Below are 25,033 nucleotides of genomic sequence, written 5' to 3' on the forward strand. Positions count from 1 at the left end.
TAATGATAATTATGGTGCGGTGCCCCACTCCTGTTTCGTATTACTCCTATTATAAAAGAGAGCTATGATTATCTAAAAATGACACCGTTTTTGACAATCCTTGATTAGATAAAATCTCTAAATACTCAGTTATATTTTTGGGTGGATTTTTGAGGCGCATCCGAATTTCTTTTATAGCCGAACAAAATTCAGTACAATCCAAGTCAGTAAGGTGCATTAAAAAATCGTCTGGATGCTGAGACTCAATAGAATATTTTTCTAATTCTTTATTAGGAAAATCCTTTGTATTAAAGGTAACAATAACATCACAACCAGAAACAATTGCAGCAGCTAAAACATGTCTATCATTTAAATCAGGAAGTTTTAATCCCACCTCAATATCTTCATAATGTTCTACAAGGCAGTCTAAAACTGCACTATTCATTATATTCTTGGTTTTGTCTAACAATTCTCTTGAGAGGTCTGGTCTATTTTTCAAAACATTTCTTATCCATTCCTCATGAATTCGATTGGTCCATTTCGCTCTGTATAGCCCTGTTGACGCCAATTGCATTAAAACATCACGGAGCGGCGCAGGATATAGGACATTTGCATCATATAAAACTGTAAAATGTCCCATTCATTAATATCCCATATTTAATTCTTGTGCTTGATCCAACAACTCCTGAAGAGCTTTTTCACGTTCATTTAATGATTTACTCATAAATAGCTTAACATCACTTGCAAGAACTCGGCGACGTGTACCGACCTTCTCAAAAGGGATTTTTCCTTCTTCTAATAATTTTACAAAATAAGGTCTAGAAACATTTAACATATCAGCACCTTCCTGTGTAGTTAAATGAGCATGTGATGGTATTAGAGTTAATGAGTTTCCTTCAGCCATTTCACTCAATATTGAAAATAATAGTTTAACTGCCGATGCAGGTAACTCTACCGTTAAACCATCTAAATTCAAGGCTGAATTTTTGGGAATCCTATGCACACTTTTTATTCTTTGAAAGGATTGCTTTGCTATTCCCCTCTCTTGACTGTTTGGACTCTTAATTTTCATTGCGAAATTGTTCATATTTTACGCCTTTTGATCTAGTTAGTATAAGTATAGCACTATATTCGAATTTAACGAAACAAACGAAATATACGAAACCATAGACAAACTAAAGAAGAGCAAAGGATTGTAACCACGTATAATGTTTGAAGAGCATTATTTAAAAACAAATTTATGACCTATCACCTTTCTATATAGACGGGGATAGATTTCGGTAGTAATGATGGCTTTGTTGTATTTACATAATCGGACTGTAATTCATCTACTATTGCTACCAACTTATTATTGCCCATTTTGGAAAAGAGAACTTTGCAACTATCCAAAAAATTAAATGTATTAATTCGGATGTTAAGTAGTTCTTGTTTTACCCGTATTTGATTATGGTAAAGCTGGGTTGTAGGGCATGAATAGTCAATTTCTTGGGTGCCTATCATTGCTCTTTCAACAAGCTTCTTATACTTCTGGGCTATTTGACAACGATAAAAATCATTTAAAATCATTTCTAAAGCTTTGGTACTCGGGCTCTCCTTTTCTCCAGATAATACACCTTTAAGTAATCTCTCAAAATTATAACTAAATGAATTAAATTCTGAGGCCATTGAATATTTCAAACAATCTTTAATCATATGTTCAATATTTGGAGCAAATTTTCTAATAGTTTCTCGAGCAAAGATTACCCTTTTAGTTAGGTCGAACATTTTAAAATATTTTATATCTAAATTTTCCGCTACATACTTATAAGGTGCCTCTTCCGGTATTGCTGAGTTCGGATATGGGATTATATTAGCTACGCCCTCCTCTTCTGTGTAATAAGGAGTTAAATTAAATGAAATATATGCAGCACTACGAGAAGGTGCAATTGATAAGTAATTGATAAATTCTTTGACTGAATTACAGCAATGATGATTAATTGCTATATCTATAAATAAGCTATAAATTCTTTTACATTCCCATCCATCTATCCCATTAAAATGAATGAATTTCTTTTTTAGGTAATACTCCATAAGTCGTAACGAATATTGTGTTTTGTGGTAATTATCATATTTAAAAAGTAGATAAAATACCTCATGTATATTTTGATATATAGACAATATATTTTTAAACTTTAAACTTTTTTTATATTATCAAAATGTTCTGCGTATCCATAATTCATCAGATCACCAGGATCTTTACTGACACTAAAATCATATAAATAATAAATTAAATCAGTTAATTTTGCCTCTGTTATATTTATGGCTTCTGATTCGAGAGCTTTCTTTCTTTTATCCAGATACCTGCTTAAAGGTAAATTTTTCTTTAATAATGGTCTATCAATAATAAAGCTAGGAGTATTTTTATTAAACTCTTGATAATTAGGTCGTCGAGGAAACCTAGTGTAAACCTTTTGAATTAAATCATGTTCATCAAAGAACTCTGAAGCCAAAGATACAATAAAGCCCATAGAATCTATAGAGGAAAAAGGGCTCCCAAAATTATTGCTATTGGGTTGTCCCCAAGCAGGATAAGCAGATCCTATAATATTACCGTGGTGACTTATACATATCTTAATAATAGAGGTATCATCGCCCGTTAGAGCATATCCCGTTATTAAGTTTTTACTTGATTCTTCATTGTCAATTTTTTCTAATGCCTCATTTATTAAAGCCACAATATCTGAGGAGGAAAATTTTGGGGGAAACAAGGTCTTCCAAAGATATCCAGATTTATAATACACCTCTAATTTCTCAGTTATTTTTGCAGCTTTTGACTTAAATACACTCACCGGCAGTTTGAGTAAAATAACTCCATTTTGTAATTCTTTAGCAAAATACCAATCATTATGTAAATTTGGATCGTAAAACCGACCATGAACAATTTTGTTAAGCTTTTTTTTAAATAGCAGCCAACCTTTTACTGTATGAAGCCCTCCTGCAAGGCGAACAATTTCCTCTTTAGAACACTTATTTTTAATATTCTGAGAAGTAAAATCCCCTAAAATAATATGCTGAAGAGCTTGTTTAGTAAGCACATAATTTTTTTTGGGGCCTAAAATATAATCTCCGTTATTATTTGGTCTAATTTGACTCTTCATATTAAACCCCTAACTAGCACCTCATCATATTCGATATAATTAACTCCCCTAATATTAATTAATATTTTAGCTCCTAATTACTATAATAATTAGGAAAAGAATATTTTTATTGTAAAAATCTGTATTTAGAAATTTTAATAGAATTAAAGAATGAGGCATTTCTAGTAAGCTATATCATATAGAAGACTGGAGATATGGATTCTTTGGTATGTAAGAAATTTCCCAGAACACAGTTTGAGCGACAATCAGAAACCTCTATAAAAACAAATCTGTCATTTAGGAGACTTTTGTAAATAATATTACAAAGCTTCAGTTACTAAGTTCAATAGGCCATTTTTTTAGCCAAATACTAGCTAATGTTTGTGCTTTTTTTATTTGTTCTCTTGTCATTTTATTTGCAATAGCATCTCTTAATTCGGCAGCATCCTCCATACCATTTGCCGATGCTAAATTAAAAAGTGCATGTGCAATGGTATTGTTTTGCAATACCCCATGACCTTTGAGATACATCAAACCTAAATTAAACTGGGCATGTGGATTATTTGTTCGAGAACATGACTTCATATACCAATCCAAAGCTAGCTTATAATTTTGAGGAACACCCTTTCCAGTAGAATACATATAACCCAATTTGAATTGAGGTGCTCCTGAATCATTTGATGATTGATCGAAAATGGAAAGATATTTAAATGCCTCCTGATATTTCTTCTTATAAAATAATTCTTCAGCAAATAAAATTAACTCCTCAACACATGTATCTTTATTAGTACGTTCTGTACCTTTATTTGCATAATTCATAACCATTTTATCATTAGCGAACTTATTGCAAATTTCTGCTCTATTTGATTTTTCTTTATACGCATTCAAAATTAAAGAATTATAAGTAGCAGCAAACATTTTTGCTCTTTCAATTTCATTTAACTTCATATTCATTAAATGAAGAGAATTAAAACATATCTTCATCGATTTTTTATCTACTGCTTCGATAACCCAACTACCATCGGGTATGCATAATACTTTTACAGCATCAATAGAGCCCTGATTTGCAAGTTTACGATATATGCTTGTTGCTCTTCCTGAGTAATTACTTTTTCTAGATATCTGATTATCTTGCGACTCTTTGGCTATATCAAGCAGCAGAGCATACGTAGCTAAAGTATCATTTGCTGTGGCCGCACAAAAATTTGATTTTTTTGACTGGGATAACAATGTAGTAATGTCTTCTTTACTTAATTTATTTTCCTTAAGTAATTTAATCATATTAGATTTGAAATTTTTTGAAATAAAAATCTTTACACTGAATCCAGCTTTTATATGACTAATTTTATCTATTAATTCTTTATTAAAACAATTCGATAAGCTTGACTCACTTAGAATAGTGGTATTTTCAGTGTCAATTTTTTCTAATGATTGCGCATCAACATCGACGGATACTAAAGTGATCATTATTAGCAATGAATTAACTAATTTAGTCATTATTTCTCAATCTATAAATAAAATGTATTAATACAATGGTAATTAATTTGTGACAGGCATTATATTTAGTTACGTCTTATTGATCAAATTTTATTCATTGGGTTTTCTCTCACAACCCTCAACATTAATAATGGGCATATCAATCTATTCAATTAAGCAATAAACATGTGTTAAGAAAATTTTATTAAATAATCAAATATTAATCACATACAATCGAATGACAAAAACGAGCCACCCCTTCAATTGCATTTCTTTAAGAAAGATACTTGTATGCGATAATAAAACGGGGAGTTTTATTCTTTATTCTCAGAACTTTTTCAATTCTCATAAACCGTGCGATTTAGGTAAACAAACCTGGTATTTATTTCTAAGTAAAAAAATTTTCAATACTAATAGGATAATTAACTGACAAATCTATCAACAATTTTGAACAATGAAGGAAATGTTCATTTAAAAGACAGGCAAGTTAATAGATTTTAATAGGCGCATATTCTATAAATATAGAACAAAATCCTAATGTGATTTTCATCTAGGAGAGAATAATGAGTTCAGTAAACATTCTAATTAGCTCGGCATTTGAGATGGCTTTCAAACATTCTCCCGAAATCCATCAAAAATGGATAAAGTCCTCCCTTTTTACGGGAGCTCAATTACCTAATACACAACTTGTAATCTCCCTACAAGATATCGGGAACATGGATTTATTACTCAGGGCCATGGAAGACGAAAGCTCTAGTAAAGCGCCATTGAATTTGACTTACCAAAGACTACTTTCAGATTTATGGATTGGAAGCTGTTATGAGGTATTCAGAGTAATGAAACAAAAAATTAAACCGGAAAGTGAGACGTTTAAGAAAATATTCAAAAATTTAACGTTAATTCGTATTGGTATAGAAAAACATGAAATTGCAGGCGATAAAAAATTAAAGGAACCTATTGCATTTGTTTGTGAATCATCCATAGAACAATACGAATATAATCCAACGGATGAGAAGCGGGGCCATATAATGAAGAGTGGGTTATCAAAAAAGGGCTCTATCGTGTGGGAGGTCCTTGATATAAAACCTTCTCCACATAATTACTGGCTTGAAAGAAGAGATATATCTGATGATGTAGTTAATTATTTAGCTGAAAACGATTATAGTTAAGGAAATTGGGCGGCCTTTGAAAAATATGATTAAATAATAATCTATAAATGCATGTATTTAGTGATAGAACAATTTATCAAATAACTATAATTAAATGGAGGGATCAAGCTTAAGGAGAAAAGAAATGAATAGCGAGCTCAACCAACAACGTGGCACTCAGGTTAAATCTGGTGATTTATTTGGTATTGATGGTTTCTGGATTAACACCGATCAAACCCATCATGAAGCAATAATAGAGGTAGAGGCAGATGATCAAGTACCTGGACACTCAGGAGCCTCTGGCCGTTTAATATACGTGTACTGGGGTAAAACAAGGCCAACTTCAGAAGAAGTCGATTCATTATTACATTAAAGAAATTTCTTCCAAACAAGGGCTGGTGTGTACGTTCAGGTAGTTTTCGGACAAGATTAGTTCCGCTCAGCCTAATATAATTGGCATTATCAACATAAAAATAGATTTTTTAACAGGAATATGGTCTTTTTGTTCGTTGATATCGGCTTTCAGCTCCAATCAACGGTGATTAATAGTTATGAATGAATCAAATTAAACCTATTAGCTATTATATTTTTCTAAAATGTTGCCCGAAAACTACCTGAACGTACACACCAAGCCAAAATCAAATAATGTGATTTTACACAATAGTGATTTAAAAATGTTCATAAAAAGCCCGTGATTAAATCATTCATTAGTATAAATGAATATTGGATGATTAAAATCGACTTAGCAGACATAGAGAGGGGTAATAATCTATAAAAGAATCCAGCAGAACAAAACTTTGAACCCTGGGGTTTAGGTGGGGTGCACACGTGTCAGGTCAGGCTTCCCACAATTAACGTGATATAGCACAACGCCGACAACAGAACGCGCTCCATTAAAAGCTTATCGGTTCAAACATTTTGTACTGCTGGCTAAAAGTAAGTATAGCACTTGAATGGAAGACCTAATAAATTTTATAACTTTTTTTATGGGCTAGGTACTTGGTCGATATTGCTCTTCGCATGAATGAGCTCTCCGAGAGCAGATTGAAGTTGATGTGTGAATCATGGAAATGATATACACAATCAATAGAGTGTACTCTAATGGTAGGTAGGAAATAATAAGCAAACACCTCTCATATGGCTTAAATTTCAACTTTTGATAGATGACTATCAAAACATCTAAAGCTAATTGATAAAAATTGAATGTAACTCACATGTCCAAAATCAAACCACAATCAAATACGTCCTTTAATATACATAAAAGGATGTCTTCAGATCCTGCCAAATCCTAAATGTCTACTTTATCTGTAAAAATCAGAGCGAAAATGAAATTAGATCTAGTTACTTATCAGAATATATTCTGTTTTTTTAATACAGGAAGACGTCCCGAAACCTATACTTATAAGATATAAATTATTAAATAGGAGTCTGCAATGCATGACAGTATGGAAGTTGGCGGCAGATGGTCCTGCCCATATTGTAATCAATATACAGTTTTAAGAGATGGAGATATTTTTATAAGCTCTAATTCTCATCATTTTTTGGGAAGTGATGAGAATAATGTAAGTTATATCTTTAAAATAGCTAAATGCCATAATCCTTCTTGTCTAAATTATACTGCCACGATTTCTATTACGGAAGAAGATAAGAAAGAATTTCGAGGTAGGTACAAGGATGTAATTTTAAATATACAGATAATGCCACTGTCAGAAGCTAAAATATTTCCATCATATATACCGGAAGAAATTATAGAGGATTATTCGGAAGCTTATAATATAAAAGATCTGAGTCCCAAAGCCTCTGCAACCTTAGCAAGAAGATGTATTCAGAACGTTATCCATGATTTTTGGAATGTACATAGAGCTAATTTATATGATGAAATAGAGGCCCTTAGTAATATCGATGATTCGCTTGTTCTTGCCTTACACGACGTTCGAAAAATAGGAAACATTGGTGCACACATGAAAACAAATACCAATGAAATTACTAAAATCGAAAAAGAAGAGGCCGGCATATTGCTTAAATTAATAGAAATATTATTCGAAGAAACATATATTAAACGTCATACGTCACAAGAAATAAAAGACCGACTTACTCAAATAGTAGAAACTAAGTTTGAAAAATAATTTTTTTAGCGCGATTTACTACATGCACAAATAAGTAGTGATACGCTGAGAAGCGTAGATGAAGTGAAATAATTTTAACAAACATTCAGCTTCGGTAGTGCCCCCTCTCGAGGACACTACCAAAAATTCTTTATTTATTAAATTTGATGAATGGTTCCAAAGAACTAAATGGATGAATCTGCATTAGCTCCTTTATTCTATCCATAATTTCTGGCTGATTTTCCATTCTAACAAGCCACTTATCTACCGCATCACAAAAGTCATTACAAAAAACATCTATCTGTAACTGTAAGACATCATGCAATATATTATTATGAATCAACATGCCTTCTTGAGGTTCAACAAAATGAACTCGTTTAAATGCCATTCGAGCATCGCTATCAGAACATTGATGTAAACAAGCATTACGTAGTTTCCAACAGTCATCGGCTGCTAAATTTTTATATTTTTCTGCAAGATATTCGTTATACCACTTCCTATATCTTTCACCATTTTTGCTTGCAGGATTTTCCATAGCCCCGCAAATATCAGGTAATGTTAAACATAAAAATAATGAAGCAAACCAATTCTTGTTTAACACCGCCATTTTAATTGAATGAATTATAACTTTCATTTTTATAATAGCCCCAGATTAACATATATTAAGTATATGTCTCCTAGTCTAACTCCTCTCCTTTTAAATACGTTATTCAACAGAATTCTTTTAACCCCGCATAAAGTCTTATGTATTGATAAAGAGTCTCTCTACTGATACCTAGTTCACGAGCTACTACTGCTTTTTTTTCTCCGGATTCAATCCGCTCATGCATCAATTTAATTTGATCATTGTTTAGCATTTTCTTTCGTCCAGGATAAGCCCCTCTTTTTTTTGCTAATTCAATCCCTTCACGCTGCCTTTCTTTTAATAATGATCGCTCAAATTCGGCAAAAGCTCCCATTATTGAAAGCATTAAGGTGGCCATAGGGGAATTTTCATTTGTAAAAATTAAATTTTCTTTGAAGAATTGAATGCAAATATCCCTTTTCGTAACTTCATTAACTAAGTTTCTTAAATCAACCAAATTACGAGCTAACCGATCCATACTATGGACAATAATAGTATCCCCATCCCTAACATAATTTAATAACGCCTCAAGCTGGGGACGCTGAACATCTTTTCCCGATGCCTTGTCAATAAAAACTTTATCTAATTCCATACCTTCTAATTGACGTTCAGTATTTTGATCAAAACTACTTACGCGAATATAACCAATTTTTTTTCCAGCCATAGTTTCATTTACCCAATTGTGTCAGATTAAATTCTATGACCTTAGAGTAAATGTGTCAATATATTAAAAAACCATATTTTCCTGACACCACTTTTCAAGGTATCGCTGACGTCCATTTAGGGTATACCTCAAAATGACAGAGGAGATATTTTGAATATGAAACCATCTTGGAAAATTTTTTCATATCATAGTATGGTTATTAGTTAAATTATTCTTTTACTAAAGAGAAATTAATAATGTTCATTAAAATAATATCTTATCTGTTAATAATTACTATGGTTACAGCATGTTCCAGCAATAAAAAAATTCAATTAATGTGTAACCTAGCCGAATCACAGAATCGCTCTACCTACTACATTACAATTGATCCTGATGCAAAAAACGCTACGGTTTTATTCTCTAGTCTTCATCAAACGGAAAATGGAACATTAAAAATTGAGGAAAATAATTATATAATCGATTTGAAAAGAGCAGGTATTTTTCATATAGATAGGTATTCGGGTCTTACGACTTATAATGCACTTCCTTTACTTTTTGAGAAAGGTACTTGCAAAATAAAACAATATTTAAGTTAAACTGTTTTTTATGCTACGTAGTTTAATTTATTATGGATTCACTCTTCGATAAGTCTAAATTTTTTCACCTAAAAGAATTAGGAGATAGAAATGCACTTCACAAAGAAATTTTTTCTTATTTTACTATTATTACCTATTCACAGTTTTGCTTTGACTTATAAATGCTCTGTTTTATACAAAGTTGGATTTGAGCATGTATATACAAAAGAGGAGTTTTTCCGCATATCCAGCCCATTCTGGCAATATAGATAAAATTATTAATAATCAATAAAATAAAATTTCATGCGAGTAGAAATTTGATACTATTTTCTCTTTAAGTTTATAAATTCACTCGCTATAAAAGATAAATTTATTCCAAATAGTTTGTACTTTTCCCTATTTTAAGCATCAGTTGCCAGAATGGGCTGGATATGCGGAAAAACCCTAAACGCAAAAGAAAAGTGTCTTCGCTTCAAATCACCCGCAGGGGCGCAGACCATCATCGAGCTCATGGGGCAAACGCGGGGTCCCATTAGCCCCCATCGAGGCTGTTTGTTTTTTAATTCAGACATTATCAATTCTTGAGAACGGATCAATTTTTCGTCCATTACTGTTAAATATAAGGCTTATATGATAAAATAATGGGCAATTTAACTGATTATCGGAGTTAATTTATGTTTGATCTGTTTAAGGACATTGATTTTGAAAAAGAAATACAACTCTCACCCGATGAAGTCCGTCGATTAAAAATAACTCAACGGAATATGACACAATTTTATCCTGATTCTTATTTCACCGTTAGATATAATAATAAACAATATCAAATAATAAGGCATCGATTACCCGAATTGCCTGAGTTGAAGATTACTCCTATTAATCAAACCAGTGTGGTAAACATCCAAAGTTTTCTTGAATTTGAAAATAAAAAGCACGAAACAGGATTTCCCCCGATTTATGCTATGGACAGATTTCCAGAAGATACGCTGATCGGATCTGAGCAATGGGGCAAGTGCATTTAGTTTCCCTGGGTACAACTCCCCTTGCATTAAAGCTGGAACGGTGTGAGCATTCCTCTGTCAGACAAGGACGCAAGTTTACATTAAAACCTGACTACGTGAATTCCCGGACGGTTTTAACCTCGCCTTTATCTGCCGATGAGATGCCTGGTTCGTTCTTAAACTCCTTTCATTATTGGGAGACAAGTAAAGATATTCCTCATTCCGAATGCATTGCTGAGATAAGAGGGTTGGCTTTTATAAAAGAACTCAATCAGTGGGGCGTATTATATGAATATATTGATGGGTATTGTTTTAATAAGTTTTGTGATGATTTAAAACTCCAGCCAAACTCGACCAGAAAATCGAAGATCATCGATATATCGCTTCAATTGGCTGAAGCGCTGAAACTTCTCGATGATGTCGGGCAAGCGCATACGGATCTGAGCGCCTTCAATATTCTTATCCGAAGATCTAATCATTTTCCTGTGCTAATCGACTATGGTGGTCACGTGAAGAAAGAACATCGTAGCATTCCTTCGCGGCAAATGTTTGGAGAACGACTCATTCAATTGACCCAAGCCCTGGACTCTACAATCGATCTAAGCGATTTAAATCAACTCGCGAACGATTGTCAAACCAATAAAACGTTTGACGAGCTGTCCTGGGAGATAATTATTAATCGTTTAAGCCACATCAAGCTGAGGCACTCCGGAAGTGATGAAGCTTGTGTTACTCATCTGGGTAGTATCGGATTATTTAAATATGCTCCTAAAACGGATAATTCTTTAGCCGAACTCGACCAGAAAAGCGAAGAGGATCAATATGAGGCTTTAATTGGTTGAAGCCTCATATTGATGTCAGCAACAGTTTGAAGAACGACTCACCCAACAGGGCAACAGCTTCTGCAATAACATGAAGCGTTCACGAAATGGCATCAATTATGAAGTAGCACCTGAGCGACTTCGCTAAGGGATCTTAATGAGGCCATTATTCTTTGCATTTCCCGCGAGTACTGGCGAATCGAAACGAGCCCTAAATCTTCGAGGGCCATCCACCAACTATTAAGCCTATGAAGTCATTCATTAGCATAGAGGAAAATTGGATTATTAAAATCGCCTTAGTAGGCGAAGAGAGTAATAAATAGGCTACAAAAGAATCCAGCGGAACAAAACTTTGAACCTTGGGGTTTAGGTGCTTCCCCTCTGCCTGTCAGTGCAACAAAAGATAAGCATTATGCTGCACAAAAATCCATTATGGCAATCTACAAGTACACGCGTTATGAAGCTAAATTTGAGACTGAACTCAGTAGACAGGCCAAAAGGCTGTCAAAACGTGATCTCACACCCAGATTTATTTTTGATGAGCTACTGCATTACTGTGAACAATTTCGAATAATTCGACCAAAATATTCAACATTGCAGTCATTGGTTTCAAAAGCAATTGCACGAGAAGAAAATCGATTAACAACAAAGCTGGCTGTTTTATTAGACAAAAATTCGCGAATTATACTGGATAGCCTGCTTACTAAAAATGATACCATTTCAAGCCTTGCTCTTTTGAAAAAAGATCCCAAAGGCATGGCAACAAAAGAAATGGAGGCTGAATTAGAAAAACAAAGGGATATTGCATATTTATTTGAAAAATCAAAAAAAGTCGTTCCTGCCCTAAATATTTCGAGGCAAAACCTGCAATATTATGCTGGTTTGTGTGAGTATTATTATGATACCTATCAGTTCAGATCTTTTAATAATAAAAAATCTCGCTTATACATGATAGGCTTCGTTTGGCAAAGGTTTATTAAGCTAAATGATCATTTAACCAACTACTTTGTATATAAGGTTTCCTGGTACATTAATGAGGCATTATCTTATGCTAAGGGCTGTACTTTAGATGCAAAGTTAGACATTGGCCAAGATAGAAAACTGGCCAGCAAAATGCTAAAAATCGTGAATAATAGCACAGTCAGTGACGCAGATATTCGACCATATTGTTACGGCATTGTCAGTAAAGACAGTTTTGATGAATTTACAAACAAGCTTGCCAAACCCGATATAGATGAAAACAGTTATGTATGGGCTTACTACACAGAAGAGCATGCCACCATAAAACGAAACTTACGGGCCATTTTTCTAGCACTTAATTTTAATTTGGATAAAAACACAAACATCAAAGAGGCTGTCGAATTTCTCAGAGATTACTTCCATTCAACAGAAAAAACAAAAGATCCATTAGCTCAGGGTGTGCTCTTGGCGTTTGTCCCTAAACACATCTTGAAATTTATTGTTTATAAAAAAGCGGCTAGCATTTCCCCTGGCTCTAAAAAAACCAAAAATGTAAAGTACATTAATATCCAACGTTATGAGATGGCAATATACAAAGCAATAGTAGAGGCTCTTAGTGCAGGTAATATTTTTGTTCCAGATAGTGTCAATTATCGAAGCTTGGAAAATGAGCTGATTCCATTGCATGTTTGGTGTGAAGATAAAGAGAAAAGACTGAATGATTTATCTGACTGCATTAATACATCACCCATTGAAGACATCCTTACCGTACTTGATACTGAACTCAGTAATCTGTACAAACATGTAAATAAGCGAATTAAGTCTAATGAAAACAAGCATATTAAGGTCGACAAGATAAACTCACATGGCGCCTTCCATACAAAAAAGATGCAGATTCAGCAAACAATCCATTCTATGAACAATTTAAACAATAGGTATCGCCAACATTATTGATTTTACAGCAGGAAAAACAAATTTTTATGATTGTCTAACGCATATATTAAATCAAGGATCCAAATCTAAGCCCAAGCCTAAGCATATTAAAGGATATTTGGTTTCACTGGCGAAGGTATTGGCCACAAAAAAGTTGCTGAATCATCAGATGTCAGCTATCAAAGCCTGTTAGACATGGAGGGTAAGTTTATTAGAGTCGAATCCTTGGTTGACGCTGGTGATAGAATTATAAACCATATCGCTCAATTGCCAATATTCAAGCATTACAATCTATCAGACTACGGAATACATGCAAGCTTGGATGGACAAAAATTAGAGACCAAATATCAGACAATTTTGTCACGATATTCCACTAAATACTTTGGGTACGGTAAAGGCGTTGTATCCTACAGTTTGATTGCTCTTTATCATCTTCTTTAAGAATCGTTTCGCAGCCGTAGCATTACGCCGATGAGACAAATAAAAATCAACCGTATTACCCCGCTCATCGATTGCGCGATAAAAGATACTTCCATTTCCCTTTTATTTTGATGTACGTCTCATCCAAATGCCAACGCCTGGAATATCGTTTCTTATGCCATTCAAGACGCTTTTTAAGTTCCGGAGCATAGTGCTGAACCCAGCGATAAATAGCAGTGTGATCTAATTCAAGTCCTAGCTCTCCTATCATTTCTTCCAAATCTCTATAGCTGATGCCATATTTACACTACCAACGAACACACTGCAGAATTAGTTCTCCTTGAAAATGACGCCATTTAAAAGATATAGGTTTTTTTGAGCGCATTTGGATAATCCGGGAGGATAAGAGAATAGTTGAAATTATAAAATACTTTTCGTTTTTGCAACGGAGCCCTCCCGTTTCACCATCATATCTTAAGCAAAAAGGCCTCGCACTCCGGAACTTGCACCCTGACGTAAAAATTGTTTGGTAACGAGACCACATTGCTGTGATCCCGTTTCCAAACAACCATAGATTTATCGTTGGATTTCTTTTATTTTCGCCTCGATCCCTTCGCGTGAGCAATGCCATCAGCAGGATTTAATGGCCATTGATGTTTAGGATAACGTATCCGTAACTCTTTACGGATTTCTGAATAACCATTTTGCCAAAAGCTTTCTAGATCACTTGTTACCTGAGCTGGACGAAAATTCGGCCCCAATAAATGCAGTACAACTGACACACTCTGAAATAATATTTTCGGCGTTTTTTCCCATCCAAACACTTCTTGGATGCGTACTCTAAGAAAGGGATGCTCAACCGTTGAATAATGAATGGGTATCATGCTGCCACTTGGAACTTTTAACTTATTTGGGAGTTCGGTTTGTAAAATACTACGCAATGTTTCAGATATATTTAGTTCAAAAAAATACACTAAATTTTTTTGCAGTACGAAGGTCATTTTACTTTCACCGAAACATGCTTGTCTAAATACAGTTAAGCAAAATGATTTTTTTAATGCATCTCCGTCGAAAAGACTTTCCAATTCATCTTGTATATGAGGGGGTATTAATGCCTTATGGAATCGTAAAAATATAATCTTTTGATACCACTCATGTAAATTTTCATTTTTCTTTAGTGTGGTCGCCCAATTGTCAGTTAATATATCAGGCAATTTTTCTGCAACGTGTACAGAGGTCGCCAGCGAAAAATTCGGTTCTTCTATAGGTAAATCCCAAAGTGTTTTAAATTCACGCTGATAAAATTGCGATTTTTCTGCTTCAAAAATGATGTCTCTTTTCTTTATGATGTGGTCAGAAAAGTGTTTGAACAAAAATTCTTTATTTATCCCACTCGCCTGATTAATCAAAGTTTCAGCCTCGCCGCTTTCTTCAAAACCATTCAATGCAATAAAAAATTCACTCCTTTTCACAAGCGTTCGATCTAATAATTTTACACCACGACCACCGACCATTAATGCACGATCAGAGTTCTTGCGACGTCGACACAAACGATCACCAAAAGATAACATAAGGAGTAACTGTCTAGCTTCATCTTCTTCAAGATAAGCAGAGGGCTCTGCTTTTTTTAATTTTTTAGCAAGATCTAGAATTTGCTGATAACTTTGCGCGACACTTTGTAAAATTGTGAAATGACCTTCATGTGAAGAACCATCTTTTAGATATTTATTCAAAATTTTTAATCGCGGTGCAACATCACATTCAAAAAGATCGGCTTGAAAATGATTCGTCATTTCTTTCCGTAGAATATCGCGCTCTTGTAATAATGCTGCAATTTTTGCAGCCAGCTCGATGCAATTATTTTCTATACCTGCAATTAATAGTCTCCCCAAACGTAGAGGTAATGGGAAGTCCAAAAGCTGGCGACCTATTGATGTTAATTCATTGTTATTTTTGATAGCACCTGCGGCTTGTAAGCTAAAGGTCGCACGTTCGATGTTGACAAGGGGAGGTCTTTCAAACCACGAAAAATTCTGAAAATTCGAGATATGTTGATTAGCTAAAAAAAGTAAACTATCGCTTAAATCCGAACATAGAATTTCTGGAATATTTGATTTCACAAATGAACTTTCATCATGTTGATTCCACATCCTGTAACAAACACCTGGAAATTGTCGGGCAGCTCTACCAGCACGCTGAATGGCACTCGCTAAGCTAATTCGCGAAATTTCCAGGCGTGAAAATCCAGTACGTAAATCTTGTTTCATTATTTTTACTAAACCTGAATCTATGACGGTATCAACACCATCTAAAGTAACAGAAGACTCAGCAATATTAGTTGCAAGAATAATTCTTTGCGCTGAAGATTTTTGCAATGCGATACGCTGTACTTCCAGAGGAAGACTGCCATGCAGCGTGATTACTTCTATTTTTTTGCTTTCTTTCCAATCAAGTAAGTTTCCTTTAGCGCGTTCAATTTCACGTGCACCCGGTAAAAATACTAAAATATCTTTCTCAGTCTGTCGCTGTGCTTCTTTGATGACTTGAGATAAATGCTCATAAAATTGATATTGAGGTGTTAGTAATTGCGTTGATTTTTGATAATGTACCGTTAACTCAAATAATTTTCCAGGCACGGAAATGACAGGACAATTACCCAAATATTCAGCAATTTTTTCTGCTTCGAGTGTCGCTGACATGACCACAATTTTAATATGATGCCCTAACTCTTGTAATTCACGTATTAATCCTAGTGTTAAATCAACGTATAAAGATCTTTCATGAAACTCGTCTAGAATCACAATGTCTACATCGTCTAACTCAGGATGATGAATCATGTGTCGGGCCAGCAAAGCTTCCGTCATGTAAATTAATCTGGTTTTATGCGATGTTTTATTGACAAAACGGACTTGATAACCAACCTCCTCACCGACTAGCCAATTATTTTCTTCTGCAACCCGATGAGCAGCAGCAATCGACGCCATTCTTCGAGGTTCTAGCACTAATATTTTCCCGGCTACAACAGAAAGCAATTCCGGAGGCAATCGAGTTGTCTTGCCAGCACCAGGTGCGGCTGTTATTACTAAATTAGTATGAGATGTTACCTTCTGTAAAATATCATCTATAAAATCATCTATTGGTAAATGAGTTGAGCCTGCTTTTAAAATGATTGTACCCTCAGTTGAAATTTTCAAATAACCATTTGAACTTGTAATTTAATGAAAATGAACATTTCTATAAATTGACCTCTGGCCTGGATTTTAGTAAAAAAGGGGAATGATTGAAATTTAATCAATACCACCTTAAGAACCGTAGATTTATCTTATTCTTAACATTCTAGGAACGTTCAATTATCGAGTGCCAAGTTGCTCTTGAAATTATAATTATTGGTCTTTAGATACTATTGGTAGAACTCCTCTTTATCCGTTATTAGAGTGACAAAAGAAATAAAAGTCCTTTCTTCTCTTCATCACATCAATGAACTGGTCTTGATTTTGAAGTTCGAGTTCCCATATATACAAAATGGTCATTCCTTATCTTTATCTATAATAATACTTGTTGGAGGTTTATACTTGGCTCTATAATTATCAGCAGAAATAGATACTCCTCTCAATTTCAAATATTTGTAAAACGTCGCTTTGCTTAAATCAAGTTGCATGCAAATCTCAGCAACACTAAGCTTTCCTTCCTTGTAGAGTAACTCTGATGAGTGCGCCTTTCCTTGAGCAGACTTTGATAGACCTGCCGGACGCCCTCCCTTTTTTCCTCGCAATCTTGCTGCTTCTAATCCTGCCAGTGTCCGCTCTCTTATCAGTTCTCGTTCAAATTCCGCAAGAGAACAAAATATATTGAATATTAATCCTCCTTGCGCAGTGGTTGTATCTATCGGGTCATTCAGACTTTTAAGACCCACTCCTCTTTCCAGCAGATTATTTACTAATGTAATTAAATCTTTAAGAGATCGCCCTAGCCGGTCTAACTTCCATATGACTAAAACGTCATCTTTTCTAATATCCTGAATTAATTCATCCAAAGCCGGTCGGTTTATTGCAGAACCACTAATTTGATCTTGATAAATTTTCTCACATCCAGCTTTCTTCAAAGCATCAATTTGTAAATCTAAATTTTGGTTGGTGGTAGAAATTCGAGCATAGCCAATTAACATAGAGGATTTAGTTCAATATAAGGTTATATTTAGTCTAAATTAAACATTATATAAATGAAACAGTTTTTTAAACCGAGATGTGATAATGAAATTAAAAATATATACAAATATTGAATGGTTCAATTATACGGTGGTTTTAATAAACTGAAAGGGTTCACGTTAAATACCATCTATTAAAACTACCCTCAATTTATATTGTAATTATTGATTCACAATATTAGTTATTTCATCACATACAAGTTTGGGCTTTTTTAGTTGAATGAAATGAGTTGAAGAAACTTTTATTATCTTGCTTTGTGGGTGCAGATTTAGCCACTGCTTTTGACTATGATACCAATCCTCCTTTAGAGGATGCTCTTGTTCCATCTCAGAGGAAGAAATAATTATGACAGGGATACTATCTACAATGCTTCCAAGTATCGAAAGAGACTGCATCGATTGATTAAACCCAACTAATTGATAAATAACTTCTGCTATAGAGCCTTTATATTTATGATAAATATATTTAGATGAAAATTTTTTGGCCTCTTCAACACCCAATTTATATTTATTTAATAACTTATCAGAAAAATGAAATTTTTTAGGTACAGGATCAACAAACACCACCCCTTTTATTAATTTAGGATTCTTCAAAATAAAATAACCAGCATAAATTGCCCCGTATGAATGGGCTACAATTACATAAGGAGGCTGAATTTGATTTTTTTCCAATAATATAGATAACTTATCACTAATTATTTTACCTGTTATAGGATTATCTAATGATGTATGAAAATCTGGTGGACTCTTACCAAGTCCATTTCGGTCATAAAAAAATAGAGAGCCTGCTTTTTTTATGCAATTTAAAAATTCAATGTTTCTTGTCCACTCACTAAGATCCGTGCCGCTACCATTTTCAAAAATTATTGTACCTTTAAATTTCGCATTGTTATTTTGATAATACTCTGAATAGAGTGTAATACCGGGCCTTATGATGCTTAGATTTCCTAATGCAAATGCATTTAACGACAGAAAATAGAGGAAATATAGATATTTTTTCATTTCTCTTTATCCTTCGCCCACTCGCATATATCTCACTTTCAAATAACATTACTCTCTGATACTATCAGTTATTAAAGTCATTTTGCAGTTTAAATTCATGCAGCTTCTCTTTCATAAAAGTAACACATTGATGAGCTACATCCATACATTTAATGAATAGAATAAAAGTCAAATAGTGTTATGTTAGATTCTTTGACATTGTATTACCATGTCCAATAAATTAGTAAGTTATTTTTCGGGGGGATTACCAATCGAACTGAGATTTCATTTATTAATGAACAATTTGGTATCTACAGCTGAGATCTATCCATAAGACAGATTTTTGTATAGGTTTTCGTTTTTGCAACGTATATGAACCATCCGACCCATAAAGCTCTCTTTTTAATTCCATTAAAATCAATGTTACTCCTGTAGGGATTTAATAGAATAATTAGCAATGCTTATTTATCATTTTAGGGAAAAAAGTTCTGTGTTAAAATTTTGACAGTATGGCTCGGATTTTGTCGCTTGATTTTAGTGTGCTTGGAGCGCTTATGAAAAAAATATTTGGACTATGTTCTTTAGTTATAATAAATTGTTTCACACTTTATTTACTATATAAATATATAGAAGTCATTTGCTCAACAAGAATAGATAATTTTCTTCATATTCCTTATGAGCCATCTGGATTTCAGATGATTTATTATTTTATATCACTTCCATTCTTTCTACTTTTGGCTATTTTAAGCCAAATGCATAGTTATTATTTTGATTTAAAAAAATCTTTATTTCCGGGTATTTTTATCATCTGGACACTTTATTTGGCTTTAATTTTATATGTGGATTTTATAGGACGGTTATCCAATAATAATTCCATATTATATTGGGGGACGTGGATAATTTCCCTAATTGCTACTTTTTATATAGCTTATGTGTTTTGTTGTGAATTTATTCAATTTATTAAAATAGATAAAAACTAAAGGGATGACGCTTGAAAAGCGTTATGTGATTAAATTTTATTTGATATACGCAAAATATTAATATCTGCTGTAATTAAGCCAACTTATCAAGGAAACCTAAGATTTAAAATTCTTTATTCTTACCGGCCTATGGCAAAAATGAATCATATAAAGAATTTTTTTATTTTATGGAATTAGCAAACATCGCAATAAGCATATTAGAATAAAAAGGAACGCCGATATGAGAAATAAGTTTATCTATGCATTAAGCACTCTAATTATAGCGACTCCAGTACAGGCCAAGTGTGACGTAGTCAACCAAATTGTTACACCCTAGTTAAGCAACTTTCATTAAAAAATCACTCTTTTTTCAAATTGATTTGGGCTTAAATATCCTAAATAAGAATGCACTCTGTGACTGTTATAGAACAGAGTAATGTAATTCAAAATGTCCTGTTGAGCTTCCCATCGAGTTTGATAATTTCGCCATTGAACTCGTTCTTGTTTTAAACTTCCAAAGAAGCTTTCAATAACACTATTATCCCAGCAATCTCCCTTTTTACTCCTACTACCAATATAACCTTTACCCATTAATAAATTACCGTATTGGTAACGTGTATATTGAGTTCCCCTGTCTGAATGAACAATGAGACCTGGTGATGGCTTTCGCTGCCAAATAGCCCTATTCAGAGCATCACAAACTAATGCTGCTTTCATTCGAGACCCCATACTCTAACCCACTATTTTTCTTGAAAATAAGTCCATAACAACCGCTAAATAAAGCCAGCCTTCCTGAGTCCAGACCTAAGTAATATCAGATACATACGCTTTATTTGCTTTTTTAACATCAAATTGTCTATTTAAAACGTTTTCATAAACTGGTTGTTTATGATTGCTATTTGTTGTCACTTTGTATTTCTTCCGATAACGAACAAAAACGTGCGCCTCTTTCATTAAACTTTGAGTCCGTCTTCCGCCTACAGGATAACCTAATGCATTTAAAGCACTCTTCATCCTTCGGCTTCCATAACAATACTGGCTGGCTTCAGCTATGTTCTTTACCCACTCAAGAATTTCTTGATGCCCAGGAGCCGCAGGTTTATTTCTTTGCCGTTGCTGATAACTGTAATATCCATGTCGTGTAATCCCCAGTAGTTGGCACATGACGCCAACAGGCCAGCTCTTCTTTTGTTGGGCGACAAACGAATATTTTATTTCGTTTCTTGAGCAAAGAAGAGCGCCGCCTTTTTTAAGTTTTCCTTTTCCATTTTAAGGCGTTTATTTTCTTCTTGCAGGCGGCGTATTTCTAATTGCTCTGCAGTTAACTTCCCATTTCCTCGAAATGCTTGGCTATCTTGCTCTTTATGTGCTTTTATCCAACGGCTTAATAACGCTTGAGCAATGCTTAAATTATTTGCTGCTTCCGTTACCCCATAACCTTGTTCTAATACCAAGCTAATCGCATCAAGTTTAAATTCTTTCGGGTATTTCTTTCTTGTCGGCATTACTTTCTCCAGTTAAGTACATTATCTCTTAACTGGGGTGTACAGATCTATTAAACCACTTCAGTGGAATTACGACAGGCTGTTGAAAAACAGTTAAATCGTATTGAGCTAGCGAATAAATTCTCAAAAGCCATTTTGTTTGGTAACAACCAGGAGATTCAATACAGCAGTAAGGAGGAACAGGATATGTTGTTCGATATGGACAAAATATTAGCATTTAAAGTCGCGTAGCTATCTCACTGCCAGTTTGGGCTGGATATGCGGTAAAACCCTTGGTTCAACTGCAATTCCTCATACAGTGACCATGGATAAGAGTGGCGCTAACAAAGCTGACATTGATACTATCAATCTGCATCTGGCACTGCTGTTTATGCTGGGCGGACTATTCCTCCAGATCAATGTCAGACAGGTCAAGTACCTCAACAACATCGTGGAGCAGGATCACCGGTTCATCAAGAAAATCACAAAACCCATGAAGGGGTTTAAGGCCTTTCAATCTATCAGGCATTGAACTCCACTATATGCTTCGAAAAGAACAGCATCTGAAGGCAGGAAACCAGTCCCTTTTCGAACAGTTTTACGGACTTGCAGCATAAATTCGCCCAGCGTTTGCCTAGCTTTGGTCTGGTAAATTTTCCGCGACAAAACCTAAAATCCACTGGGTGATATTTCTCCATGCATTACTCCATACTTTTGATTAGCTAAGTATAGACAATGGATTTTCTTGCAACACAGCCGTTCTTAACTTGATTGATCTCCTCGTTATGGCTTATGTTTCACCTCACATAATACTTACCGAGATACTTAGACGTAAATCACCAATAGATACATATTGTAAAAGAATAGCTATTTTTCGAGATTCCTCAGTATTTTTTAAAAAACGAGGCAATCCTAAAGTAATGCCACCTTCAATATGATCGTTAAGTCTGGATTTAATTCCGCCGGAAATAATATTGATTGATTCATTTAAAACATCGCTCATTTGCTCTTTATCCAATTTCTCTTTAGAAGATAAAGAAAGCATTTTGCGTGTTATCTGATTTAAGTTTTCTAAATCTACTAACAAACCCACTTCAACTTGGTATGTGCCACAATCGAGCATCAGATAAGAGCCTGAAAGTTGATTCGGATTTTGAATTCGTGAATATTCGAGACTGAACACTTCCGTATCCTGATCCCCTAGACCATTTATAACAAAATCATTGACCGCATCCACTGCGGCGGTTAGCCAAATTTCAGGAGTGCTTGCAATCGACATAATCTATTCCTTGATCTCTAAAATTAAATGTTCTGTTTTAATTGATAACATGGAAATTTATCAATACCTACTCGCACAAATTGATTATTAATCCAAATCGTTGTTTCTGCACCTCCCAAAAACAAGTATCCCTCCGGATTTAATGTTGCTTCAACCCGTTTAACGATTTCTTTTTTAGTGTCGATATTAAAGTAAATTAAAACATTACGCATGAATACTAAATCCATCTTGGGAATAGCCCAGGGATTAATTAAATTGATTTTCTGAAAGGTAACCATATCGCGTATTTCTTTATTAATTTGCCAATTAGGTCCTTTTTTTTCAAAAAATTGAGTGAGATAGGTTAGCGGTAAACCGCGATTGACCTCCATTTGGTTATAAAGGCCTTCTTTCGCTTTAGCAAGCATTTTCTCAGAAATATCACTGGCTATAATATTAATGCTCCAGCCCTGAAATTGAGAGGATAACTCTTTTAAAATCATGGCAATGGTATAAGGCTCTTGGCCACTGGATGCGGCAGCGCACCAAATATCCACTTTTTTATTGGATTTTTTAGCTTTTAGTTCGGGAAAAATTTTAGTTTTTAATAATTCAAATGGATGAATGTCACGAAAGAATAAGGTCTCATTAATCGTCATAGCATCAATGATTTTTAATTTTATTTCTTCCCGAGGCTGTCTTTTAAAAGCGTGAATGAGTTCATCAAGTGAAGCGAAGCCCAATTCCTTAGATATAGGCGTTAACCGACATTCAACCAGATATTCTTTAGTAGGCTCCAGAACAATTGCTGTCTCAGCTTTAATAAACTGTCTAATAAATTCAAAGTTGTTATTGTCCATAATCTCTTCTTATTCGATTCACACGTTGATTAATAGCAGAACCAATATTATTTAATGACACGATTTCATCTGCTAGCTCGGCCGCGGCTACTGCACCTGGCATACCCCAAACAATACTCGTTGCTTCATCTTGCACAATGATTTGACCATTTTTTTCTTTAATTAAATTACATCCGTTTAAACCGTCATGCCCCATTCCGGTCATAACCACTGCTAAAGTATTCCCGCCAAAATATTGGGCTACAGAACGAAATAATACGTCTACTGCAGGCCGGCAATAATTTTCTGGAGGATCTTGGTTTAACTGCACTACATAATGCTTGCCTTCAAGAGCAAGGGACATATGATAATTACCAGGCGCAATCAAGGCTTTACCTGGAACTAAGATGTCTCCTTCTTGTGCTTCAACTACTGGAATCTGGCTGTCTTTAGAAAGGCTTTCTGCAAGAATTTTAGTAAACATAGGAGGCATATGTTGAACGATAACTATAGGCACAGGAAAATCCTTGGGAATAGCAGGAATAACTTGTTTCAATGCATTGGGCCCACCTGTTGAGGTTCCAATAGCAACGATGTTAATTTGCTTCTTTGGTATTGAACTTTTAGGAGCCAAGTTTATTTTATGTGTTTTTAAATCCAGTTTGGGTCTTGTTAATTCTTTAATTTTGTAAATTAATTCATCTCCGACCATGTTTAAATTATCTTTGATGGAATAGCCGCTTACCTCTTTAGTCACATAATCATTCGCGCCGTAATTTAATGCAGCTAGTGTGGTTTCAGCACCTTCCTTCGTTAAAGAACTAAACATAATTACTGGAAGCGTGGGGTGTTGTTTCCTAATCTCTATAAGCGTTTCTAATCCATCCATTTCTGGCATTTCAATATCAAGAACGACCACATCAGGCTTCATTTGATTGATTTTTTCAAGCCCTATTTTTCCATTTACAGCCGTTGCAATCAGATCTATTTCTGGATCCTTAGCCAGAAAATTACCAACTAAGCGCCGAATCACTACAGAATCATCAACCATAATCAGATTTATTTTTTTCACACAAGTCTCCCCTGCAAGTAATCTGCATCATTAGTTAAATAATTTAGGAAGACAGGCCCATCATTTCTAACTTAGCCATAATGACGTCTTTGGTAAACGGTTTCATCACGTACTCATTAGCACCGGATACCATTGCTCTTCTTACATTTTCCATTTCTGTTTCGGTGGTGACCATCATCATCCATGTTTCAGAAAAATTAGGATGTTTTTTAGCAGCCTTTAAAAAATCCAAGCCATTCATGATTGGCATATTCCAATCGATACACGCAAGATCAATATTGTCTATTTGGGACAGCAAGTCTAACGCTTCCTGTCCATTTTCTGCTTCATAAATATCCCAATTACCCAGCTCCTTAAAGATGCGAATTAATAATAATCTTGCCGTTTTCGAATCATCAACTAATAAGACTCTCATTTCCTCTCCTCAACACGGATAG

At 34.5% G+C, this 25,033-nt stretch carries 23 protein-coding genes and 4 pseudogenes; 11 read left to right on the forward strand and 16 right to left on the reverse strand.

What is annotated here, in order from left to right:
* Positions 1–49: 49 nt before the first annotated feature.
* The 5 genes from E1P08_RS14670 to E1P08_RS14690 all read right to left on the reverse strand — a co-directional run bounded on the left by E1P08_RS14670 (position 50) and on the right by E1P08_RS14690 (position 4,592).
* Positions 50–619: a PIN domain-containing protein gene (locus E1P08_RS14670; RefSeq protein WP_133137747.1), complete on the reverse strand. Its 570-nt coding sequence runs from the start codon at positions 617–619 to the stop codon at positions 50–52.
* 3 nt (positions 620–622) lie between these two features.
* Positions 623–1,066 carry a helix-turn-helix domain-containing protein gene (locus tag E1P08_RS14675; RefSeq protein WP_133137748.1) on the reverse strand — a complete coding sequence of 148 codons (444 nt, stop codon included), beginning with the start codon at positions 1,064–1,066 and terminating at the stop codon, positions 623–625.
* A 161-nt stretch (positions 1,067–1,227) separates the two neighbouring features.
* A complete protein-coding gene (locus tag E1P08_RS14680) occupies positions 1,228–2,049 on the reverse strand; it encodes a hypothetical protein (protein ID WP_133137749.1) in 822 nt (273 codons plus the stop codon).
* Positions 2,050–2,150: 101 nt separating this feature from the next.
* Positions 2,151–3,116 (reverse strand): hypothetical protein, encoded by a 966-nt coding sequence (locus E1P08_RS14685; protein ID WP_133137750.1) that lies wholly within the window; start codon positions 3,114–3,116, stop codon positions 2,151–2,153.
* A gap of 309 nt (positions 3,117–3,425) precedes the next feature.
* Positions 3,426–4,592 carry a tetratricopeptide repeat protein gene (locus E1P08_RS14690; protein WP_133137751.1) on the reverse strand — a complete coding sequence of 389 codons (1,167 nt, stop codon included), beginning with the start codon at positions 4,590–4,592 and terminating at the stop codon, positions 3,426–3,428.
* 542 nt (positions 4,593–5,134) lie between these two features.
* Between E1P08_RS14690 and E1P08_RS14695 the strand changes: the two genes are divergently transcribed.
* The 3 genes from E1P08_RS14695 to E1P08_RS14705 all read left to right on the forward strand — a co-directional run bounded on the left by E1P08_RS14695 (position 5,135) and on the right by E1P08_RS14705 (position 7,845).
* Complete coding sequence (locus E1P08_RS14695; protein ID WP_133137752.1) at positions 5,135–5,740, forward strand: hypothetical protein; 606 nt, start codon at positions 5,135–5,137, stop codon at positions 5,738–5,740.
* Between the two features lie 124 nt (positions 5,741–5,864).
* Positions 5,865–6,092, forward strand: coding sequence for a hypothetical protein (locus E1P08_RS14700; protein WP_133137753.1), 228 nt, complete (start codon positions 5,865–5,867; stop codon positions 6,090–6,092).
* A 1,060-nt stretch (positions 6,093–7,152) separates the two neighbouring features.
* Positions 7,153–7,845 carry a DUF4145 domain-containing protein gene (locus E1P08_RS14705; RefSeq protein WP_133137754.1) on the forward strand — a complete coding sequence of 231 codons (693 nt, stop codon included), beginning with the start codon at positions 7,153–7,155 and terminating at the stop codon, positions 7,843–7,845.
* Between the two features lie 130 nt (positions 7,846–7,975).
* Here the strand turns inward: E1P08_RS14705 and E1P08_RS14710 are convergent, their stop codons facing one another.
* Positions 7,976–8,458, reverse strand: coding sequence for a hypothetical protein (locus E1P08_RS14710; protein WP_133137755.1), 483 nt, complete (start codon positions 8,456–8,458; stop codon positions 7,976–7,978).
* Between the two features lie 76 nt (positions 8,459–8,534).
* On the reverse strand, positions 8,535–9,113 hold the full coding sequence (locus E1P08_RS14715; RefSeq protein ID WP_133137756.1) for a recombinase family protein: 579 nt from the start codon (positions 9,111–9,113) through the stop codon (positions 8,535–8,537).
* 236 nt (positions 9,114–9,349) lie between these two features.
* Here E1P08_RS14715 and E1P08_RS14720 point away from each other — a divergent pair, with 236 nt between their 5' ends.
* The 5 genes from E1P08_RS14720 (at position 9,350) to E1P08_RS17800 (ending at position 13,820) form a co-directional block, all read left to right on the forward strand.
* The gene (locus E1P08_RS14720) at positions 9,350–9,688 is read left to right on the forward strand and encodes a hypothetical protein (RefSeq protein ID WP_133137757.1); all 339 of its coding nucleotides are present in this window, start codon (positions 9,350–9,352) and stop codon (positions 9,686–9,688) included.
* 653 nt (positions 9,689–10,341) lie between these two features.
* Positions 10,342–10,686, forward strand: a complete 345-nt coding sequence (locus E1P08_RS14725; protein WP_133137758.1) for a hypothetical protein — start codon at positions 10,342–10,344, stop codon at positions 10,684–10,686.
* Positions 10,668–11,507, forward strand: a complete 840-nt coding sequence (locus E1P08_RS14730) for a serine/threonine protein kinase (RefSeq protein WP_133137759.1) — start codon at positions 10,668–10,670, stop codon at positions 11,505–11,507. Before E1P08_RS14725 ends, E1P08_RS14730 begins: the two co-directional genes overlap by 19 nt.
* Positions 11,508–11,867: 360 nt before the next feature.
* Entirely contained in the window at positions 11,868–13,400 is a 1,533-nt protein-coding gene (locus tag E1P08_RS14735) for a DUF4158 domain-containing protein (protein WP_278043072.1), read from the forward strand.
* Between the two features lie 165 nt (positions 13,401–13,565).
* Entirely contained in the window at positions 13,566–13,820 is a 255-nt protein-coding gene (locus E1P08_RS17800) for a Tn3 family transposase (protein WP_423202245.1), read from the forward strand.
* On the opposite strand, the pseudogene E1P08_RS14745 reads toward E1P08_RS17800, so the two are convergent.
* The 4 genes and pseudogenes from E1P08_RS14745 to E1P08_RS14760 all read right to left on the reverse strand — a co-directional run.
* Positions 13,803–14,184: pseudogene (locus E1P08_RS14745) on the reverse strand (IS6 family transposase); the annotation flags it as partial. The gene E1P08_RS17800 and the pseudogene E1P08_RS14745 overlap by 18 nt on opposite strands.
* A gap of 208 nt (positions 14,185–14,392) precedes the next feature.
* Positions 14,393–16,993: an ATP-dependent helicase HrpB gene (gene hrpB, locus E1P08_RS14750; protein ID WP_133137761.1), complete on the reverse strand. Its 2,601-nt coding sequence runs from the start codon at positions 16,991–16,993 to the stop codon at positions 14,393–14,395.
* A 332-nt stretch (positions 16,994–17,325) separates the two neighbouring features.
* On the reverse strand, positions 17,326–17,964 hold the full coding sequence (locus tag E1P08_RS14755; protein ID WP_133137762.1) for a recombinase family protein: 639 nt from the start codon (positions 17,962–17,964) through the stop codon (positions 17,326–17,328).
* A gap of 201 nt (positions 17,965–18,165) precedes the next feature.
* Positions 18,166–19,005, reverse strand: a complete 840-nt coding sequence (locus E1P08_RS14760) for an alpha/beta fold hydrolase (RefSeq protein ID WP_133137763.1) — start codon at positions 19,003–19,005, stop codon at positions 18,166–18,168.
* Between the two features lie 533 nt (positions 19,006–19,538).
* Between E1P08_RS14760 and E1P08_RS14765 the strand changes: the two genes are divergently transcribed.
* Positions 19,539–19,964: a hypothetical protein gene (locus E1P08_RS14765; protein ID WP_133137764.1), complete on the forward strand. Its 426-nt coding sequence runs from the start codon at positions 19,539–19,541 to the stop codon at positions 19,962–19,964.
* Positions 19,965–20,294: 330 nt separating this feature from the next.
* Here E1P08_RS14765 and E1P08_RS14770 read toward each other — a convergent pair.
* Positions 20,295–21,448, reverse strand: a pseudogene (locus E1P08_RS14770) (IS3 family transposase).
* 63 nt (positions 21,449–21,511) lie between these two features.
* Between E1P08_RS14770 and E1P08_RS17805 the strand changes: the two are divergent.
* Both E1P08_RS17805 and E1P08_RS17810 read left to right on the forward strand, forming a co-directional pair.
* Positions 21,512–21,679, forward strand: a pseudogene (locus tag E1P08_RS17805) (Tn3 family transposase); the annotation flags it as partial.
* A gap of 172 nt (positions 21,680–21,851) precedes the next feature.
* A pseudogene (locus E1P08_RS17810) lies at positions 21,852–21,947 on the forward strand (DDE-type integrase/transposase/recombinase); the annotation flags it as partial.
* Between the two features lie 282 nt (positions 21,948–22,229).
* Here the strand turns inward: E1P08_RS17810 and E1P08_RS14785 are convergent.
* Genes E1P08_RS14785 through E1P08_RS14800 form a run of 4 tightly spaced genes read right to left on the reverse strand, consistent with a single transcriptional unit; the run spans position 22,230 to position 25,011 of the window.
* Positions 22,230–22,706 carry a chemotaxis protein CheX gene (locus E1P08_RS14785; protein ID WP_133137766.1) on the reverse strand — a complete coding sequence of 159 codons (477 nt, stop codon included), beginning with the start codon at positions 22,704–22,706 and terminating at the stop codon, positions 22,230–22,232.
* Positions 22,707–22,729: 23 nt separating this feature from the next.
* Complete coding sequence (locus E1P08_RS14790) at positions 22,730–23,545, reverse strand: CheR family methyltransferase (protein WP_133137767.1); 816 nt, start codon at positions 23,543–23,545, stop codon at positions 22,730–22,732.
* Positions 23,535–24,596, reverse strand: a complete 1,062-nt coding sequence (locus E1P08_RS14795; RefSeq protein ID WP_133137768.1) for a protein-glutamate methylesterase/protein-glutamine glutaminase — start codon at positions 24,594–24,596, stop codon at positions 23,535–23,537. The genes E1P08_RS14790 and E1P08_RS14795 overlap by 11 nt, the downstream gene beginning before the upstream one ends.
* Before the next feature lie 43 nt (positions 24,597–24,639).
* Positions 24,640–25,011, reverse strand: a complete 372-nt coding sequence (locus E1P08_RS14800; protein WP_133137769.1) for a response regulator — start codon at positions 25,009–25,011, stop codon at positions 24,640–24,642.
* Between the last annotated feature and the right edge of the window lie 22 nt (positions 25,012–25,033).

The sequence above is a fragment of the Legionella rowbothamii genome, assembly GCF_900639985.1.
GTDB lineage: Bacteria > Pseudomonadota > Gammaproteobacteria > Legionellales > Legionellaceae > Legionella > Legionella rowbothamii.

Coding starts and splice junctions, on each gene's coding strand:
- E1P08_RS14670 (WP_133137747.1), bottom strand. CDS start 619: ATGGGACATTTTACAGTTTTATATGATGCAAATGTCCTATATCCTGCG.
- E1P08_RS14675 (WP_133137748.1), bottom strand. CDS start 1,066: ATGAACAATTTCGCAATGAAAATTAAGAGTCCAAACAGTCAAGAGAGG.
- E1P08_RS14680 (WP_133137749.1), bottom strand. CDS start 2,049: ATGGAGTATTACCTAAAAAAGAAATTCATTCATTTTAATGGGATAGAT.
- E1P08_RS14685 (WP_133137750.1), bottom strand. CDS start 3,116: ATGAAGAGTCAAATTAGACCAAATAATAACGGAGATTATATTTTAGGC.
- E1P08_RS14690 (WP_133137751.1), bottom strand. CDS start 4,592: ATGACTAAATTAGTTAATTCATTGCTAATAATGATCACTTTAGTATCC.
- E1P08_RS14695 (WP_133137752.1), top strand. CDS start 5,135: ATGAGTTCAGTAAACATTCTAATTAGCTCGGCATTTGAGATGGCTTTC.
- E1P08_RS14700 (WP_133137753.1), top strand. CDS start 5,865: ATGAATAGCGAGCTCAACCAACAACGTGGCACTCAGGTTAAATCTGGT.
- E1P08_RS14705 (WP_133137754.1), top strand. CDS start 7,153: ATGCATGACAGTATGGAAGTTGGCGGCAGATGGTCCTGCCCATATTGT.
- E1P08_RS14710 (WP_133137755.1), bottom strand. CDS start 8,458: ATGAAAGTTATAATTCATTCAATTAAAATGGCGGTGTTAAACAAGAAT.
- E1P08_RS14715 (WP_133137756.1), bottom strand. CDS start 9,113: ATGGCTGGAAAAAAAATTGGTTATATTCGCGTAAGTAGTTTTGATCAA.
- E1P08_RS14720 (WP_133137757.1), top strand. CDS start 9,350: ATGTTCATTAAAATAATATCTTATCTGTTAATAATTACTATGGTTACA.
- E1P08_RS14725 (WP_133137758.1), top strand. CDS start 10,342: ATGTTTGATCTGTTTAAGGACATTGATTTTGAAAAAGAAATACAACTC.
- E1P08_RS14730 (WP_133137759.1), top strand. CDS start 10,668: ATGGGGCAAGTGCATTTAGTTTCCCTGGGTACAACTCCCCTTGCATTA.
- E1P08_RS14755 (WP_133137762.1), bottom strand. CDS start 17,964: ATGTTAATTGGCTATGCTCGAATTTCTACCACCAACCAAAATTTAGAT.
- E1P08_RS14760 (WP_133137763.1), bottom strand. CDS start 19,005: ATGAAAAAATATCTATATTTCCTCTATTTTCTGTCGTTAAATGCATTT.
- E1P08_RS14765 (WP_133137764.1), top strand. CDS start 19,539: ATGAAAAAAATATTTGGACTATGTTCTTTAGTTATAATAAATTGTTTC.
- E1P08_RS14785 (WP_133137766.1), bottom strand. CDS start 22,706: ATGTCGATTGCAAGCACTCCTGAAATTTGGCTAACCGCCGCAGTGGAT.
- E1P08_RS14790 (WP_133137767.1), bottom strand. CDS start 23,545: ATGGACAATAACAACTTTGAATTTATTAGACAGTTTATTAAAGCTGAG.
- E1P08_RS14800 (WP_133137769.1), bottom strand. CDS start 25,011: ATGAGAGTCTTATTAGTTGATGATTCGAAAACGGCAAGATTATTATTA.